The 16979-nt window shown below is 70.5% G+C and carries 14 protein-coding genes; 5 read left to right on the top strand and 9 right to left on the bottom strand.

Annotated features, from left to right (window positions below; translation table 11 throughout):
* The first annotated feature begins 237 nt into the window (after positions 1-237).
* From ACIGJO_RS22785 to ACIGJO_RS22805, 5 genes are all read left to right on the top strand, one after another.
* Positions 238-1704, top strand: a complete 1467-nt coding sequence (locus tag ACIGJO_RS22785) for a GuaB1 family IMP dehydrogenase-related protein (RefSeq protein WP_399960781.1) — start codon at positions 238-240, stop codon at positions 1702-1704.
* A gap of 199 nt (positions 1705-1903) precedes the next feature.
* Positions 1904-3361, top strand: a complete 1458-nt coding sequence (locus ACIGJO_RS22790; protein ID WP_399960783.1) for an aldehyde dehydrogenase family protein — start codon at positions 1904-1906, stop codon at positions 3359-3361.
* Between the two features lie 115 nt (positions 3362-3476).
* Entirely contained in the window at positions 3477-3935 is a 459-nt protein-coding gene (locus ACIGJO_RS22795) for an Lrp/AsnC family transcriptional regulator (protein WP_329941710.1), read from the top strand.
* A 218-nt stretch (positions 3936-4153) separates the two neighbouring features.
* The gene (locus ACIGJO_RS22800; RefSeq protein WP_399960786.1) at positions 4154-4951 is read left to right on the top strand and encodes a carbon-nitrogen hydrolase family protein; all 798 of its coding nucleotides are present in this window, start codon (positions 4154-4156) and stop codon (positions 4949-4951) included.
* A gap of 104 nt (positions 4952-5055) precedes the next feature.
* Positions 5056-6747: a flavin monoamine oxidase family protein gene (locus tag ACIGJO_RS22805; RefSeq protein WP_399960788.1), complete on the top strand. Its 1692-nt coding sequence runs from the start codon at positions 5056-5058 to the stop codon at positions 6745-6747.
* A 9-nt stretch (positions 6748-6756) separates the two neighbouring features.
* On the opposite strand, the gene ACIGJO_RS22810 is transcribed toward ACIGJO_RS22805, so the two are convergent.
* The 9 genes from ACIGJO_RS22810 to ACIGJO_RS22850 form a co-directional block, all read right to left on the bottom strand.
* Entirely contained in the window at positions 6757-7605 is an 849-nt protein-coding gene (locus ACIGJO_RS22810; RefSeq protein ID WP_399960790.1) for a fumarylacetoacetate hydrolase family protein, read from the bottom strand.
* 60 nt (positions 7606-7665) lie between these two features.
* The gene (locus ACIGJO_RS22815; protein WP_399960792.1) at positions 7666-8688 is read right to left on the bottom strand and encodes a hydroxyacid dehydrogenase; all 1023 of its coding nucleotides are present in this window, start codon (positions 8686-8688) and stop codon (positions 7666-7668) included.
* Positions 8672-9745 carry a dihydrodipicolinate synthase family protein gene (locus tag ACIGJO_RS22820; protein WP_399960794.1) on the bottom strand — a complete coding sequence of 358 codons (1074 nt, stop codon included), beginning with the start codon at positions 9743-9745 and terminating at the stop codon, positions 8672-8674. The genes ACIGJO_RS22815 and ACIGJO_RS22820 overlap by 17 nt, the downstream gene beginning before the upstream one ends.
* 8 nt (positions 9746-9753) lie before the next feature.
* Complete coding sequence (locus ACIGJO_RS22825) at positions 9754-10782, bottom strand: NAD-dependent epimerase/dehydratase family protein (protein ID WP_399960796.1); 1029 nt, start codon at positions 10780-10782, stop codon at positions 9754-9756.
* A 6-nt stretch (positions 10783-10788) separates the two neighbouring features.
* Positions 10789-11739 carry a carbohydrate ABC transporter permease gene (locus tag ACIGJO_RS22830; RefSeq protein WP_399960798.1) on the bottom strand — a complete coding sequence of 317 codons (951 nt, stop codon included), beginning with the start codon at positions 11737-11739 and terminating at the stop codon, positions 10789-10791.
* Between the two features lie 2 nt (positions 11740-11741).
* Positions 11742-12647: a carbohydrate ABC transporter permease gene (locus ACIGJO_RS22835; RefSeq protein ID WP_399960800.1), complete on the bottom strand. Its 906-nt coding sequence runs from the start codon at positions 12645-12647 to the stop codon at positions 11742-11744.
* A gap of 108 nt (positions 12648-12755) precedes the next feature.
* Entirely contained in the window at positions 12756-14009 is a 1254-nt protein-coding gene (locus tag ACIGJO_RS22840; protein ID WP_399960803.1) for an ABC transporter substrate-binding protein, read from the bottom strand.
* Between the two features lie 47 nt (positions 14010-14056).
* On the bottom strand, positions 14057-15313 hold the full coding sequence (locus ACIGJO_RS22845; RefSeq protein WP_399960805.1) for a Gfo/Idh/MocA family protein: 1257 nt from the start codon (positions 15311-15313) through the stop codon (positions 14057-14059).
* A 36-nt stretch (positions 15314-15349) separates the two neighbouring features.
* Positions 15350-16979, bottom strand: a 1630-nt coding sequence (locus ACIGJO_RS22850) for a peptidase C14 (RefSeq protein WP_399960807.1), incomplete at its 5' end; no start/stop codon positions are given.

Raw genomic sequence — 16979 nt, forward strand, 5'->3', positions numbered from 1 at the left:
GGCGCTGCGCTGACCCCGAGACCTGCGGATTTGAAGCTACCTGACCCCTTGTCACCGGGTCCAGGGATGGTGATCACGAATGGTTCGAATTCCGTTCGGGTAGGGTCTGTGGGTAAGGCAGGTTCCACTTGCCCGGCCCCCCCGACCGCCTCCTTGGAGGAATACACGAATGCGGGGGTCTTTTGCTGTGTCTTCGTGGAAACGACCTGCACCGTTTCGTATGAAAATATGAGTGTTATGCGTTTTCTTGAGCCTGGCACCGGTCGTTACACAGAGTCCCCCTCGGTCCCGTACGACCTCACGTACGACGATGTCTTCATGGTCCCGGGCCGCTCGGCGGTCGGGTCCCGCCAGGGTGTGGACCTCTCGTCGCCCGACGGCACCGGCACCACGATCCCGCTCGTCGTCGCCAACATGACCGCGATCGCGGGCCGCCGGATGGCCGAGACCATCGCCCGCCGCGGTGGCCTCGTCGTCATCCCCCAGGACATCCCGATCGAGGTCGTCACCGACGTCATCACCTGGGTCAAGACACGCCACCTCGTCCTCGACACCCCGATCGTGCTGGCCCCCGGCCAGACCGTCGCCGACGCCCTGTCGCTGCTGCCCAAGCGTGCCCACGGCGCGGGTGTCGTCGTCGACGAGGAGCGGCGTCCCGTCGGCGTCGTCACCGATCACGACCTGACCGGCGTCGACCGCTTCACCCAGCTGTCCGAGGTCATGTCCAAGGACCTGGTGCTGCTCGACGCGGACATCGACCCGCGCGACGCGTTCAACCGGCTCGACGGAGCCAACCGCAAGCTCGCGCCCGCGGTCGACGCGGACGGCAGGCTGGTGGGCATACTCACCCGCAAGGCCGCGCTGCGCGCGACCCTCTACACGCCCGCCACCGACGCCGGGGGCAGGCTGCGCATCGCGGCCGCCGTCGGCATCAACGGCGATGTCGCGGGCAAGGCCAAGCAGCTCCTGGACGCGGGCGTCGACACGCTCGTCGTGGACACCGCGCACGGCCACCAGGAATCCATGATCAGCGCGGTCAGGGCCGTCCGGGCGCTCGACCCGAAGGTGCCGATCGTCGCGGGCAACATCGTCGCCGCCGAGGGTGTGCGCGACCTCATCGAGGCCGGCGCGGACATCATCAAGGTCGGCGTCGGACCCGGCGCCATGTGCACCACCCGGATGATGACCGGCGTGGGCCGCCCGCAGTTCTCCGCGGTCCTGGAGTGCGCCGCCGAGGCGAAGAAGCACGGCAAGCACGTCTGGGCCGACGGCGGTGTCCGTCACCCGCGCGATGTCGCCATGGCCCTGGCGGCCGGCGCGTCCAACGTGATGATCGGCTCCTGGTTCGCCGGCACGTACGAGTCGCCCGGCGACCTCCAGCAGTCCGCCGACGGCCGCTACTACAAGGAGTCCTTCGGGATGGCCTCGGCGCGCGCCGTGAAGAACCGCACCTCGGAGGAGTCCTCGTACGACCGCGCCCGCAAGGCGCTGTTCGAGGAGGGCATCTCCACCTCGCGGATGTTCCTGGACCCGGCCCGTCCGGGTGTCGAGGACCTGATCGACTCGATCATCGCGGGTGTCCGTTCCTCCTGCACCTACGCCGGTGCGGGCTCCCTGGAGGAGTTCGCCGAGAAGGCGGTCGTCGGGATGCAGAGTGCCGCCGGCTACGCCGAGGGCAAGCCGCTGCACGCCAGCTGGAGCTGATCCCGCCCGCCCCTGCGCGACACACCTGCCCCTCCCGTGGTTCACCCGGGAGGGGCAGCCGCGTTTTCACCCGGTCGCGCCGTGGCCGGAAGCGTTAGTTCCCGGCGGTGGAGGGTGTCTTTCCCGCACTTCAACTCTATTGAGATATAAGTAATATGAAGCGTAATCAGCTGCCTTTCTCTCTGTGGTAAGGGATCTCATGTCCTTCTTCACCGACCTGGCCCATCAGTACATCGACGGTGAGTGGAGGCCGGGGAAGGGGTCCTGGGACATCATCGACTTCAATCCCTACAACGGGGAGAAGCTGGCCTCGATCGCCGTCGCCACGGCCGGTGAGGTGGACCAGGCCTACCGCGCGGCGGAGCGGGCGCAGCCGGCGTGGGCGGACACCAATCCGTACGCCAGGCGGGCCGTGCTGGAGAAGGCCCTGCGGATCGTCGAGGAGCGCGAGCCGGAGATCAGCGAGGCCATCGTCGCGGAGCTCGGCGGAACCAGGCTGAAGGCGGCCTTCGAGCTGCACCTGGCCAAGGAGTTCCTGCGCGAGTCCATCCAGCTGGCGCTGCGCCCCTCCGGCCAGATCCTGCCCTCGCCGACCGAGGGCAAGGAGAACCGTGTCTACCGGCTGCCCGTCGGTGTCGTCGGCGTCATCAGCCCCTTCAACTTCCCCTTCCTGCTGTCGCTCAAGTCGGTCGCCCCCGCGCTGGCGCTCGGCAACGCGGTCGTCCTCAAGCCGCACCAGAACACCCCGGTCTGCGGCGGCACCCTGCTGGCGAAGGTGTTCGAGGACGCGGGACTTCCCGCCGGACTCCTCAATGTCGTCATCACCGATATCGCGGAGATCGGCGACACCCTGCTGGAGCACCCCGTACCGCAGGTCATCTCCTTCACCGGGTCGGACAAGGTCGGGCGGCACGTCGCCACCGTCTGCGCGGCCAACCTCAAGCGCGCCGTCCTCGAACTGGGCGGCAACAGCGCGCTGATCGTGCTCGACGACGCCGATGTGGACTATGCCGTCGACGCGGCCGTCTTCAGCCGCTACATCCACCAGGGCCAGGTCTGCATGGCCGCCAACCGGATCCTGGTCGACCGGGCGGTGGAGGCCGAGTTCACCGAGAAGTTCGTCGCCAAGGTCGCCTCCCTGATCGTCGGCGACCCGGCCGACCCCGCGACGCAGATCGGCCCGCTGATCAACTCCTCGCAGGCCGAGGCTGTCGCCAAGCTCGTCGACCAGACCGTCGAGGCCGGTGCGACGGCCCTGCTGCACGGCGGGGCCCAGGGCAATGTGGTCAGCCCGTCGGTGCTCACCGGGCTCGCGGCCGACTCGCCCGTCCTGCAGCAGGAGATCTTCGGTCCGGTGGCCCTGCTGGTGCCCTTCGACGGCGAGGACGAGGCGGTCCGGATCGCCAACGACACCCCGTACGGGCTGAGCGGCGCCGTTCACACCGGCAACATCGAGCGCGGGGTGCGGGTCGGCAAGCGCATCCACACCGGCATGATCCACATCAACGACGGCACCGTCCACGACGAGCCCATCGTCCCCTTCGGCGGCGAGAAGAGCTCCGGCATCGGCCGGCTGAACGGCGAATCCATGATCGAGGCGTTCACCACCCAGAAGTGGATCTCGGTCCAGCACGGCCGCTCGCAGTTCCCCTTCTGACCCGGCCGCACCCCGCTGCGTCCGGCGCGCCCCCCAGGGGCGGCCCATGGTCTACTGCGGGGGCGGCACCGCCGCCCCCGCAGCAGCCCCATCGCAGAGAAGTGAACCGCCCGACGTGCGCCTGAACGACCTCGACGAACGCATCGTCCACGCCCTCGCCGAAGACGCCCGGCGCAGTTACGCCGACATCGGCGCCATCATCGGGCTGTCCGCCCCCGCCGTGAAACGCCGGGTGGACCGGCTGCGCGCCGAGGGCGCGATCACCGGATTCACCGTGCGGGTGGACCCGGCGGCCCTGGGATGGGAGACCGAGGGCTTCATCGAGATCTACTGCAGCCGCAACACGTCGCCGGAGGCGATCAAGCGGGGTCTGGCCCGGTATCCGGAGATCGCCGCCGCCTCCACGGTGACCGGGGACGCCGACGCGGTCGTGCAGGTCTTCGCCGCGGACATGCGCCACTTCGAACAGGTGCTGGAACGGATCGCCGGCGAGCCGTATGTGGAGCGGACGAAATCGGTGCTGGTGCTCTCGCCGCTGCTGCGGCGGTACTCGGCGGGTCCGCCCCCGGCCTGAGGCACCCGCCCCGCCCCGGTCGGCGGGAGCCTCCTCCCGAGACCCACATCACCCTTCTGACCTGCGACGATGCGGTGCGCAACAAATCACCGCAGGGGCCGGGGGACGCGCAACGAATCGACGGTCCCCGCGCAACGGTCGCGCCTTGTCCGCGGCGGCGGCCGCCCGTACCGTCGATACGTCTCCCCACTTCACCCCCGCACCGCCCGAGGTCAGCCATGCCGTCGTTGCGTACCGCCCTGCTCCAGAGCTCCGGCCGGCCCGGTGCCGTGGACGTGAACAGCGGGATCCTCGACGCGGCGGCCGCCCGCGCCGCCGCCACCGGGGCACGCCTGCTGGTCTGTCCGGAGCTGTTCCTCACCGGATACGCCATCGGTGACGCCGTCCCCCGCCTGGCCGAACCCGCCGACGGCCCCGGCGCGCGGGCCGTCGCCGACATCGCCGTACGGCACGGGATCGCGGTCCTCTACGGCTATCCGGAGCGTGCGGACGAGCTGATCTACAACGCGGCCCAGCTCATCGGCCCGGACGGCACCCCGCTCGCGAACTACCGCAAGACCCATCTCTTCGGCGGCTTCGAGCAGGAGTGGTTCACCCCCGGTGAGCAGCCCGTCGTCCAGGCCGAACTGGACGGTGTCCGCATCGGCCTGCTCATCTGCTACGACGTCGAGTTCCCGGAGAACGTCCGGGCGCACGCCCTGGCCGGCACCGACCTGCTGCTGGTGCCCACCGCACTGATGCACCCCTTCCAGTTCGTCGCCGAATCCCTCGTACCGGTTCGGGCCTTCGAGAGCCAGATGTACCTCGCGTACGCCAACAGGACCGGCCCGGAAGGCGAGTTCGCGTTCACCGGGCTGAGCTGCCTGGCCGGACCCGACGGCACCGTACGCGCCCGCGCCGGAAGCGGCGAGGAACTGATCGTCGGCGACGTGGACCCCGGTCTGCTGAACGCCTCGCGCGCCGCCAACCCGTATCTGCGCGACCGCCGCCCCGGTCTGTACGGCTCGATCGCCTGACGCCGACCGGCACATGGGGGAGAAGGAGCCCCCGCCGCCGCCCGCCCCGTGCCGGCCGGCCCGAGCCCGCCCCACCTCTTCGTCCCGCAAGGAGTCCGTACCCCATGACGTCCACGGTGCCCAACGCCGTCCAGCACACCGACGCGGCCCCGCCGATCACCATGTTCGGGCCGGACTTTCCCTACGCGTACGACGACTTCCTCGCCCACCCCGCCGGCCTCGGCCAGATTCCGGCGACCGAGCACGGGGCCGAGGTCGCCGTCATCGGCGGCGGGCTCTCCGGGATCATCGCCGCGTACGAGCTGATGAAGATGGGGCTGCGGCCCGTGCTGTACGAGGCCGACCGGATCGGCGGCAGGCTGCGCACCGTCGGGTTCGACGGCTGCGACCCCACGCTGACCGCGGAGATGGGCGCCATGCGCTTCCCGCCCTCGTCCACGGCGCTCCAGCACTACATCGACCTCGTGGGGCTGGAGACCCGGCCCTTCCCCAACCCGCTCTCCCCGGCCACGCCCTCGACCGTCGTGGACCTGAAGGGCGAGTCGCACTACGCCGAGACCATCGACGACCTGCCGCAGGTCTACCGCGATGTGATGGACGCGTGGAACGCCTGTCTGGAGGAGGGTGCCGACTTCACCGACATGAACCGGGCCATGCGGGAGCGCGATGTTCCGCGCATCCGGGAGATCTGGGCGAAGCTCGTCGAGAAGCTGGACAACCAGACCTTCTACGGCTTCCTCTGCGACTCCGACGCCTTCACGTCGTTCCGGCACCGGGAGATCTTCGGCCAGGTCGGCTTCGGCACCGGAGGCTGGGACACCGACTTCCCCAACTCCATCCTGGAGATCCTGCGGGTCGTCTACACCGAGGCGGACGACCACCACCGCGGCATCGTCGGCGGCAGCCAGCAGCTTCCGCTGCGGCTGTGGGAGCGCGAACCGCGCAAGATCGTCCACTGGCCGCTGGGGACCTCGCTGGCCTCGCTGCACGACGGCGAGCCCCGGCCCGCCGTGACCCGGCTCACCCGCACCGCCAACAACGGCATCACGGTCACCGACGCCACCGGGGACATCCGCACCTTCCGGGCGGCGGTCTTCACCGGGCAGTCCTGGCTGCTGCTCTCCAAGATCGACTGCGATGACGCGCTCTTCCCGATCGACCACTGGACGGCGATGGAGCGCACCCACTACATGGAGTCGTCCAAGCTGTTCGTCCCGGTCGACCGGCCGTTCTGGCTGGACAAGGACGCGGTCACCGGCCGCGACACCATGTCGATGACGCTCACCGACCGGATGACCCGGGGCACCTACCTCCTGGACAACGGCCCGGACGGGCCCGCCGTGATCTGTCTGTCCTACACCTGGTGCGACGACAGCCTGAAGTGGCTGCCGCTCTCGGCGAACGAGCGCATGGACGTCATGCTCAAGTCACTGGGCGAGATCTACCCGAACGTCGACATCCGCAGCCATGTCATCGGCAACCCGGTGACGGTGTCCTGGGAGAACGAGCCCTGGTTCATGGGGGCGTTCAAGGCGAACCTGCCCGGCCACTACCGCTACCAGCGGCGTCTGTTCACCCACTTCATGCAGGACCGGCTGCCCGCCGACAAACGGGGACTGTTCCTCGCGGGCGACGACATCTCCTGGACGGCCGGATGGGCCGAGGGCGCCGTACAGACCGCGCTGAACGCCGTCTGGGGTGTGATGACCCAGTTCGGCGGTGCCACGGACGCGACGAACCCCGGCCCCGGCGACGTCTTCGACGACATCGCCCCGGTCGAGCTGCCGGAGGACTGACCGCCCCCGTTAGGCCGGCCGGCAGACGCTGCGCTGCCGGCCGAGGCCCGAGATCTCGACCTCCATCACGTCCTTGTCGGCCAGGTACGGGAAGCGGCCCGACAGCGCCACGCCCTGCGGCGTACCGGTGTTGATGATGTCACCGGGCTCCAGCACCAGGTACTGCGACAGATGGTGCACCAGATGCGCCACGCTGAAGATCATGTCCGCGGTGCTGGAGTCCTGCCGCGGCTCGCCGTTGACGTAGCTGCGCAGCCGCAGCCGCTGCGGGTCGCCCACCTCGTCGGCGGTCACCAGGACCGGGCCGAGCGGGTTGAACGTCGCGCAGCTCTTGCCCTTGGACCACTGGCCGCCCGACTGCTCCAGCTGGAAAGCGCGCTCGGAGACGTCGTTGCTGACGGCGTAGCCCGCGATGTGCGCGGCGGCGTCGGCGGGGGAGTCCAGGTAGGAGGCGCGGCGGCCGATGACGACGGCCAGCTCCACCTCCCAGTCGGTCTTCTCGGAGCCGCGCGGGATCAGGACGTCGTCGTACGGTCCGACGACCGTGTTCGGCGACTTGTAGAAGAGGATCGGCTGCTCGGGCGGGAGCGCGCCCGACTCCGCCGCGTGGGCGGCGTAGTTCTGGCCGATGCACAGCAGGGCCGAGGGGCGCGCGACGGGCGCCCCGATCCGCTGCCCGGTGATGTCGGTCTCCGGGAGCTTCGGCTCGTCCGGGACCAGCCGGGGATTCTCGGCGAGCGCGGCGAGGAAGTCGCCGTCGATGTCACCGGTGATGCCCGACAGGTCGTAGTGGAGGCCTTCGGGGCAGACGAGCACCGGGCGTTCGGAACCCGGCTCGCCGACGCGCATGAAACGCATGGGGGTGAACTCTCCTGAGGTGAAAGGGGGGTGGGGTGGGCGCCTGAACGGGCCGGAGCCTCAGTGCAGCCGCACCAGGGATTCGGCGGATACGGCGTGCGCGGGGGGACGGCCCTCCAGCAGGCGCAGCACCTCGTCGACGGCGCTCGCGCCCAGCCGCTGCCGGCACTCGACGCTGCCCGCCGCCTGGTGCGGGGTGAGCAGCACATTGGGCAGGGCGCGGAAGGGGTGGCCGACGGGCAGCGGCTCCGCGTCGAAGACATCGATGGCCGCGTCCAGCCGGCCGGAGGCCAGCTCCGCGAGGAGGGCGTCCTCGTCGACCAGCCAGGAGCGGGCGGTGTTCACCAGGCCCGCACCGTCCGGCATCAGGGCCAGCTGCTCGGCGCCGATCATCCGGTGAGTCTCCTCCGTCACCGGGGCGTGCACCGCCACGATCCGGCTGCGGCCCAGCAGGGTGGGAAGGTCCACGGACTCCACGCCGAGCTCCGCCGCGTCCGCCGGTGAGAGGAAGGGATCGCTCACGCTCACCCGTGCCCCCATCGCCCGCACCAGCGCGATGTACGCCCGTCCGGTGCGGGACGCGCCGATGACCCCGATCTCGCTGCCGTGGATCTCGTGGCGCGGGGGTGCCTCGCTCGCCGCCGCCCAGTCGGCGCTGCCCCGCAGGGCGTGGTCGAAGTGCTGGATGCGGTGGAGCAGGGAGAGGGTGAAGGCGAGGGCCACCTCCGCCACCGGGCGCGCCATCTCGTCCCCGGCCTGGGTGACCCGGATGCCGCGCCGGAACACCTCCTCGGTGACGTACGGGGCGACCGCCGAGCCGGTGTGCGCCACCAGCTCCAGCCGGTCCGCGACATCGAGGAGCTCGGTGTCCGCCCGGGGGCTGTGCCACGACGTGATGAGGGCCCGCGCCCCGGGCACGGCCGCGAGCAGGGCCTCCCGGTCGCGGTGCTCGTCCAGGACGGTCAGTTCGGCGGCTTCCCGGAGCGCCCGCCAGACCTCGGGGGTGAAGAACTGGGCACGCAGGTGCGGGGGGACGGAGACGACCACCCGGGAGCGGTCGGCAGGATCAGGAGAGCCAGGCATCGAGATGCTCCGCAACGAAGGCGTCATCGGTCAGCCAAGGGTAGGCCTCGGCCACGCGGGTGATCTCCTCGGCCTGACCCGGCGACAGGGTCTCGGCCGGGTCCAGGCAGCGGATGTTCGCCAACAGGCCCTGGCGGTGGAGCACTTCGTGCACCCCGGCGATGCAGCCGCGGAACGCGCCGCGCACATCGAAGACCGCGCTGTTGGCGTCGGTCAGCTCGGACCGCCGGGCCAGGCAGCGCACCATCGCCGCGTGGTCTCCCGCGCGGGCGGCGCGCACCTCGTCCAGGAGCGTCACGGCGGAGCTCGTCCAGACGGCCCACTGGCCCAGGAGCCCGCCGGCGAACCAGCGCCGGGTCCCGTTCGCCGTCTCGTACGGGGTCAGGAGGTCACCGATGATGTCGTCGTCGTTGCCGGTGTACAGGGCGACCTCGTCCGCACGGTCCGCGGCGGCCACCGCCCGTACGACATCGGCGGTGCGATAGCGGTCGAACGGGGCTGTCTTCACCGCGGCGGTGGAGGGCAGGTCGGTGAACGCCGACCAGAAACCGGGCGACAGGTAGCGTCCGCCGACGGCCTCCTGGAGGTAGAAGCCGATGACCGGCAGCACCTCGCCGACCGCGCGGGCCCGCTCCAGCAGACCCTTCTCGTCGGCACCGGGCACCGCCGGGCTGAGCAGCACCGCGTCATAGCCGAGCGCGGCGGCCGTCTCGGCCTCGGCGACCGCCTGGGCGGTGTAGCCGCAGGCCCCGGCGACCTTGATGAAGGGGCGGCCGGCCTCCTGGTCGATGGTCTCGGCGGCCAGTTCGAGGACCGGCCGCAGCAGTCCGACGCCGGGCTCCCGGATCTCGAACTGAGTGGTGTGCACGGCGACGGCGACACCGCCCGCCCCGGAGGCGAGGTAGTAGCGGGTCAGCGCACGCTGGCGGCGCTCGTCGAACGTGCCGTCCGTGTGCAGCGCGAGCGGATGGGCGGGGATCACCGCCCCGTGGGCGAGCGCGTCCAGAGCGGGCGTGGAGGCGGGGGACGACGCGGACACGGGCGAAGGAGTGGACATGGGGTGGATCAGAACCTTCCGTCACGGACCTGGAACTTGGTGGGCTTGCCGGAGAGCGGCAACCCGCGGCGCAGCCAGTCGGCCTGCCAGGCGACGAGGGTCCGCAGCGTCACGTCCGGGTAGCCGAACAGCGCGTGGCAGCGGCTCGCGTCGGAGAGCAGCGCGGTCGGCGCCTCGGTCCCCGCGAACACCGGCTCCCGGCCGAACTCCTCGCCGAACCACTGCGCCAGACGGCGCACCGAAGCGGTCTCCGGGCCGGTGAGGTTGAGGGTGAACGCCGCACCCTCGGTGGCGTGCGGCAGCGAGCGCAGGGCGACCTCGTTCGCGTAACCCTGCCAGACCACGTTGGCGTGACCGGTCCTCACATCGACGGGCTCGCCGGCCCGGACGCGTGAGGCGATGTCGGCGAGCACGCCGTAGCGCAGGTCGACCGCGTAGTTGAGGCGGATGTTGGCGACCTTCGTGCCTCGGGTCAGCGCGGCGTGGTCGAAGATCCGCTCCCGGCCGAGGCAGGACATCGCGTACTCGCCGACCGGCCCCACCGGGTCGCTCTCCGTGCAGCCGCCCGAGGAGACCGGGACCAGCGGGTACACATTGCCGGTGGAGAACGCGGCGATCCGGGCGCCCGGCCAGCGGCGCGCCACCCGGTCCGGCATCGCGGCGTTCACCGCCCAGGCGTGCGAGGGCGCCCCGGCCGAACCGAACTTGGCGCCGACCATGAAGACGATGTTCCCGGCCTCGGGAAGCTCGCCCAGATCGGCGGCCGGGTCCATCAGGTCGAAGGCGACGGTGGAGACGCCCGCGGCCTCCAGATCCTCGGCGGCGGACTTGTCCGACCAGCGGGACACCGCGTACACGGTCACGTCCGTCCGGCCGGCGGCGTCCAGCGCCCGGCGGGCGAGCCGGCACAGGCTCGGCCCCATCTTGCCGCCGGCGCCGAGGACCAGCAGGTCGCCCTCCAGCCCGGCGAGGTCGGCGATCAGCGCGGGGGAGGGGGTGGCGAGCCGCTCTTCGAGCGCCGCCTCATCGGTGAACATTCGTAGCTATCCCTTGATTCCGGACGCGGTGACGCCCTCGGTGAAGTAGCGCTGGCCCACCAGGTACGCGGCGAAGATGGGCACGAACGCGATGACGGAGCCGGAGAGCACCACATTCAGCGGCACGTTCTGCTGCTGGAGCGAGGCGATACCGACGGTGAGGGTGCGCATGTCGGTGGACTGGCCGATGACGAGCGGCCACAGGAAGTCGTTCCAGTGCCACAGGAAGACGAACACCCCGAGCGTGGCGAGGATCGGCTTCAGCAGCGGCAGCACGATCCGGTAGAAGATCTGCCACTCGCTGCACCCGTCGAGCCGGGCCGCCTCGAACAGCTCGTCGGGCAGCCCCTGGATGAACTGCCGCATCAGGAACACCGCCTGGGCATTGGCCAGGGTCGGCACGATCAGGCCCCAGTAGGTGTCGACGCCGCCCATCTTCGCGATCATCGCGAAGGTCGGGATCATCGTGACGTGGTACGGGACCATCACCATCGACAGGAACGACCAGAACATCGCCTCCCGGCCGGGGAAGCGCTTCTTGGCGAACGCGTACCCGGCCAGTGAGGCCAGCAGCAGTACGCCCACGACCGAGACGACCGAGTACATCAGGGTGTTGAACAGCCAGCGCGGCACGTCCTGGGCGTTCATGACGGTGTCGTACGCCTCGCCGGTGAGCGGCCACGGCAGCAGACTGCCGGGGAACTCGACCGCCGCGGACGGCTTCAGCGAGAGCACGACCATCGCGTAGAACGGGAAGATCGTCACGATCGCCGCGACGGTCAGCAGCGCACCGCGGGCGATCCGCCCGGCCGGCGTGGCGCGCATGCCGTGCGGGACGGTGTCCTGCTCGGAGAGTTTGCGCAGCTTGCGCTCCGCGCGGCGGGCGGAGCGGTCGCCGCCCGGGGATGCCTTCGGCGCGGGGGGTGCCTTCTCGGTTTCCACGGTGCCTGCGGTCATGGTCACTGGTCCTTCCCGATCACGAGCCGCTGGATCACGGCCACCACCACGGTCAGCACGAAGAGCGCGACGCCGATGGCGGCGGCGTAACCGAGGTCGAAGTACTTGAAGCCCGCGTCGTAGAGCTGGAAGACGAGCGTGTAACTCGCGTTGGCGGGGCCGCCGCCGGTCATCGTGTAGACGGCGTCGAAGACCTGGAAGGAGGCCGTCGTCTCGATCACGGCGAGGAAGAACAGGGCGGGCTTGAGCTGCGGCAGCACGATGTACCGGAACCGCTGCCAGGGCCCGGCACCGTCGGTGAGGGCGGCCTCCTCCAGCTCCCGCGGGATGTCCTGCATCCGGGCGAGCAGGATGAGCATCCCGTAGCCGAACCGCGACCAGACGCCGACGATCGCCAGCGCGGGCAGCACCAGGATGTCGTCGGAGAGCCAGGAGCCCTCGGACATCCCGAACCAGCCCATCAGGGTGGACCACGGGCCGCCGGTCGAGAAGATCCAGACGAACACGGTGGCGGCCAGCACCAGCGAGGTGACGACCGGCAGGAAGAACACCGACCGGAAGAACTTCGCGCCGCGGAACGCCCGGCGGGTGATCAGCGCCAGTGAGACGGACGCGATCAGGGTGCCGGGCACGGCCAGCACGGTGTAGAGGACGGTGACCTTCAGCGCCTGCCAGAACAGCGGGTCGTCCCACAGGCGGGTGAAGTTGTCGAGCCCGATGAAGCTTCCGCCGCCGGTGAGCGAGTAGTCCGTGAAGCTCATCAGCACACCGGCGACACCGGGGCCGAACCGGAAGGCGAGGAAGAGCAGGAAGCACGGGAGGACGAAGAGCAGGCCGATCCGGGCCTCGCGGCGCGCCTGCGGCCCGCTGCGACGGCCCCGGCGGGTTGGTTCCGCGACGACTGCCACGGGGATCTCCTTGCGGTACGGGAACATTGCGGGGGTGGTACGGCCCCGGCGCGATGCCGGGAAGGGGCGGGGTCCGGAAGGTGCCCGGACCCCGCCGGGGCGCGGGACCTAGCGGCCGAGCATCGCCTGGGCGGCCTTGGCCGAGTCGTCGAGCGCCTGCTGCGGGCTCTTCTTGCCCAGCAGCGCCGCCTGGATCTCCGGCGCCAGCACACCCATGACCTCGCGGGACTTGTCCTCCAGCGGGCCCACCGTCATCGTCGGCAGCGTCGCGCCGACGGCCTTCTGGAGCGCGTCACCGGGGTAGAGGTCGCCGCCGGACTCACGGGCCGGGAAGTAGCCCGCGCCCGTCTGGAGGCCGGCCGCGTTCTTCGACTCGGCGACGAAGTTCAGCCAGTCGCCGGTGTTCTTCTTGTCGGCGCCCTTGAGCATCGACAGGGCGCCGACGGTGCCGTAGCCGACGGAGGCGGTCTCCTTCAGCGGGGGCTGGACGACGATGTTCTCCTTGCCCCAGAACGGCTCGACGTCGGCCGGGGTGTTCTGCCAGGTGCAGGCGACCTTGCCCTTGGCGACCGGCGTCTGCTCCAGCTTCGGCGTGGTGGTCACCAGGTCCTTGTCGCTGTAGCCGCCCTCGACGAGCTTCTTCAGGTACGTCAGCGCCTTGACCCCGGCGGCGTCGTTGAAGGTGACCTTCTTGCCGTCCTCGGAGAAGACATCGCCGCCCGCCTGCCACAGCAGCGGGTAGAACGTCATGTTCAGCGTCTGCTGGGTGTCCCCGCTGTAGCTGGTGGCGTAGAAGCCCTTGTCCTTGAGCTTGGGGGCCAGGGCCTCCAGCTCCGCCCAGCTCGTCGGGTACGAGGTCTCACCGATGGCGGCGAACACCCGCTTGTCGCAGATCAGCGGGTTGGCGCTGGTCAGGACCGGGGTGCCGAGCGCCTTGCCGTCGTACGTCATGGACTTGAGGGCGAAGTCGGTGTAGTCCGCCTTGGCGTCGGCCGGCATGTAGTCGTCGGCCGGGACGATGTTCTTGGCGTACTTGGGCAGCTGGTCCGGGATGAGGTACACGGCGTCCGGGCCCTTGCCCGAGGCGATCGCGGTGGCCAGCGCGGTGTCGCGGTTGGCCCACGGGAAGGTCTCCACCTTCACCTTGACGCCGGAGTGCTCCTTCTCGAACGCCTTGACCAGACCGTCCCAGTAGGCCTTGTTCTTGGCCTCGTCGAAGATGACGGGGTAGGTCCACATGGTGACGGTGTTGCCGTCGCTGTCGCTGGAACACCCGGCCAGCACACCGGTGGCCAGCGCGGTGGCGAGGACCGGGGCGGCGAGGGAACGGACTCTGGAACGGCGCTTCGGTGCACGGGACATGAGGGGGTCCTCCGAGGACGTGAGGGTGTTGCCGGGACGAGGGGGAGTCATGCGACGGGCACGTGCTGAACGGTGCCGGTGTGGCGGGCGCGTTCGGCGGCGAACGCCGCCAGATGGCTGCCGAGAGAGGTGGCGGGGCCGGAGCGGACCGCCCCGGCGTCCCCGGTGGCGACGGCGGTGATGAACGCCTCCACGAGCGCGGCGTCCCCGCCGCCGTGCCCGTCGGCGGCGTTCGAACCGGACGCGCCGAGTTCCCGGACGGTGGTCTCGCCCGTCCGGAAGTCCTGCACGGTGACCCGCTCACCGTCACCGCGCAGCCAGCCGTGCGAGCCGAAGATCCGCGTCTGGCGGTGCGTCTGCTCGGTGAACGCCACCATCTGGAAGGTGGCGGTCACCCCGTCGGTCAGCTGCATGGCGATGACCTGGTGGTCGACCACGTCGTTGTCGCCGCGGTACGCGCAGACGCCGTACGGGCCCTCCCGCAGCGCCCGCACCAGACCGGCCTCGTCCGTCGCCTCCGTGACATGGGTGACCGGCCAGACCGCGCCCTTCTCGCGCAGCGTGGGCATGTACAGCTTCAGCGCGCTGTACGGGCAGTCGGACTCCACCGCGCAGTCCAGACAGCGGTCGGCGGAGCCGGCCGGGGCGTTCTCCGGCCGGAAGTGCTTCAGCCCGCCGAAGCCGGTGACCTGCTCGATCCGGCCGCCCATCACATACGTGATCCAGTCCAGGTCGTGGCAGGACTTGGCGAGCAGCATCGGGGACGAGTCCTTCTCGCTGCGCCACGGGCCGCGCACATAGCTGTGGGCGTAGTGCCACCAGCCGACCGGCTCCAGATGGTCGAGCGAGACCAGCTGGCCGAGGACGCCGGAGTCCACCACGCTCTTCACCAGGTCGGTGTAGGGCGTGTACCGCATGACGTGGCAGACGGCGAAGAGGACTCCGGCCCGCTCCACGCCCTCGACGATCCGCCGGGTCTCGTCCTCGGTCGGGGCGAGCGGCTTCTCGGCGAGGATCGCGTATCCGGCCTCGGCCAGGGCCAGGACGGGCTCCACATGGAAGCGGTCCTGGGTGGCGACGATGACGGCGTCGGCGATGCGGTTCTCGACGAGCGGCCGCCAGTCGTCGAACTCGACGGGGGCGCCGGCGGCGGCCCGCGCGGCCGGACGCGGGTCGGCGACGGCGACGAGCTCGGCGCGCTCCGGGTGGGCCTTGATCCACTCGGCGTACGTCAGACCGCGGTTTCCGGCGCCGACGAGGGCGACCCGCACGGGCCGGCCGGTGACCGGGGTATGGGTGGACACGGGGATTGCCTCCTCGGACTCAGTGGGTCGGGTTGATCAGAAGCGCAGCGTGGCCGCGGTGTGGGCGACACGGTCGCCCTCGTCGGGCAGCGCGGTGCGCTCGGTGCCGCTCTCGACGCAGCCGGTGTGCAGCAGATGACTGCCGGAGTCCGCGAAGGCCGCGGGCCGCAGCTCAAGGCGCCCGCCGGTGAAGGTGGACCCGGTCGCCCGGTAGCGGTTGGGTCCCTCGGTCACCAGCACATGGGCGGTGCCCGCGGGGGCGCTGGAGTCGAGCCCGGTCAGCTGCCAGTCGACGGTGCGGCCGGTGCCGGTGCGCGACAGCAGAGCGGCGTCCTTGTTGGTGCCGTTGATCCGGGTGCCGTCGACCCGCAGCCGCTGGTCCTTCGCGGAGGCCAGCTTCAGCCCGGTGTCGCGGAGTTCGCCGCCGTGGACCGTGATGTCCGCGTGGGCGAGGGAGACGGGGGCGGTGTCCTTGGAGCCGGACAGCGTGCACTGGTCGAGGACGAGGGGCCCGGTGCCGTTGAACACCGCGCCGTCGACGCCCTTCAGCACGGTCCGCGCGATCGTGACCGGCGCGGAGACATTGGCCTGGGTGATCTCGGCACCCGCGGCGAAGGCGAACGAGGAGTCGGCGATCACATTGGGCCGGGTGGAGAGGTCCGAGGCCCGGGAGACGATCAGCGGCCCGGTGGCGGTGCAGCCGCGCAGCTGGACCCCGTCCGCGTTGACCCAGAGCATGCCGGAGCCGACGAGCGACTTCTTGCCGACGACGAGCACGTCCTCCAGGGTCAGGTCGGTGATCTTGACCCGGGCCACGAACCAGGAACAGGCGTGCCTGCGCACCGTGATCCGCTTGGCCCGGCCGCCCCACGCGGCGCCGGAGTTGGCGAAGGTCATCAGACCGGAGTTGCCGGTGTAGACGAGGTCGTGCTCGAACTGACCGTGCGTCACGAACGGGCCCTCGTCGTCACCGTCGCCGTGGCAGTTGGTGACGTAGCAGTAGGCGGAGGCCGTGAAGTCGTTGAGGTGACGGGCGTTGGACGTGTGGCAGTCCTCGACGTGCCCGTACAGGCAGTAGATCTGCTGGGTGAGGTAGCCCGCGCCGCCGTAGGTGACGGACTTGGGGTTGGTGAGCGAACACTGCTCGGTGCGGTAGTACGTGCACCAGCGGCGCATGACCACCGGCCAGAACGTGCCGATCGCCTCGATCCCGGAGACGTCGCAGCGCACCGCGTACTCGTACGCGACCGGGTGCGAGCCGGTCATCTCGTCCTCGCCCCAGCCCTCGAAGACCATGTTGCGCACATGGGCGCGGTCGACGGGCTCGATCCGGGTCCAGCTCAGGGTGCGGCCCGCCGCCAGGTCCCAGCCGGTCTGGTAGTTGACCCGGATGTGGGTCCCGTCCACGATCCCGGTCACCTGGACGAGGCGCTGGATCTCCTTCTCGTACTTCCCCGCCAGCGCGTCGCTCTCCACGGCCCACCACTGGCCGACCGCGAACTTCCCCGAGTCGCCGACCTCGAAGAGGTCGGACAGGTCCGGCATCGGCGCACTCAGCTTGTGGGTGTGCTTGGTGTCGGTGGGGGTGCCGCGGAAGGAGAGGACGGCTCCGAAGGGGTTGTCGTGGGTGTTCTTCTCGATGCCTTTGGTGTGGATGGTGTGGCCG

The sequence above is a fragment of the Streptomyces sp. NPDC079020 genome, assembly GCF_044542225.1.
GTDB lineage: Bacteria > Actinomycetota > Actinomycetes > Streptomycetales > Streptomycetaceae > Streptomyces.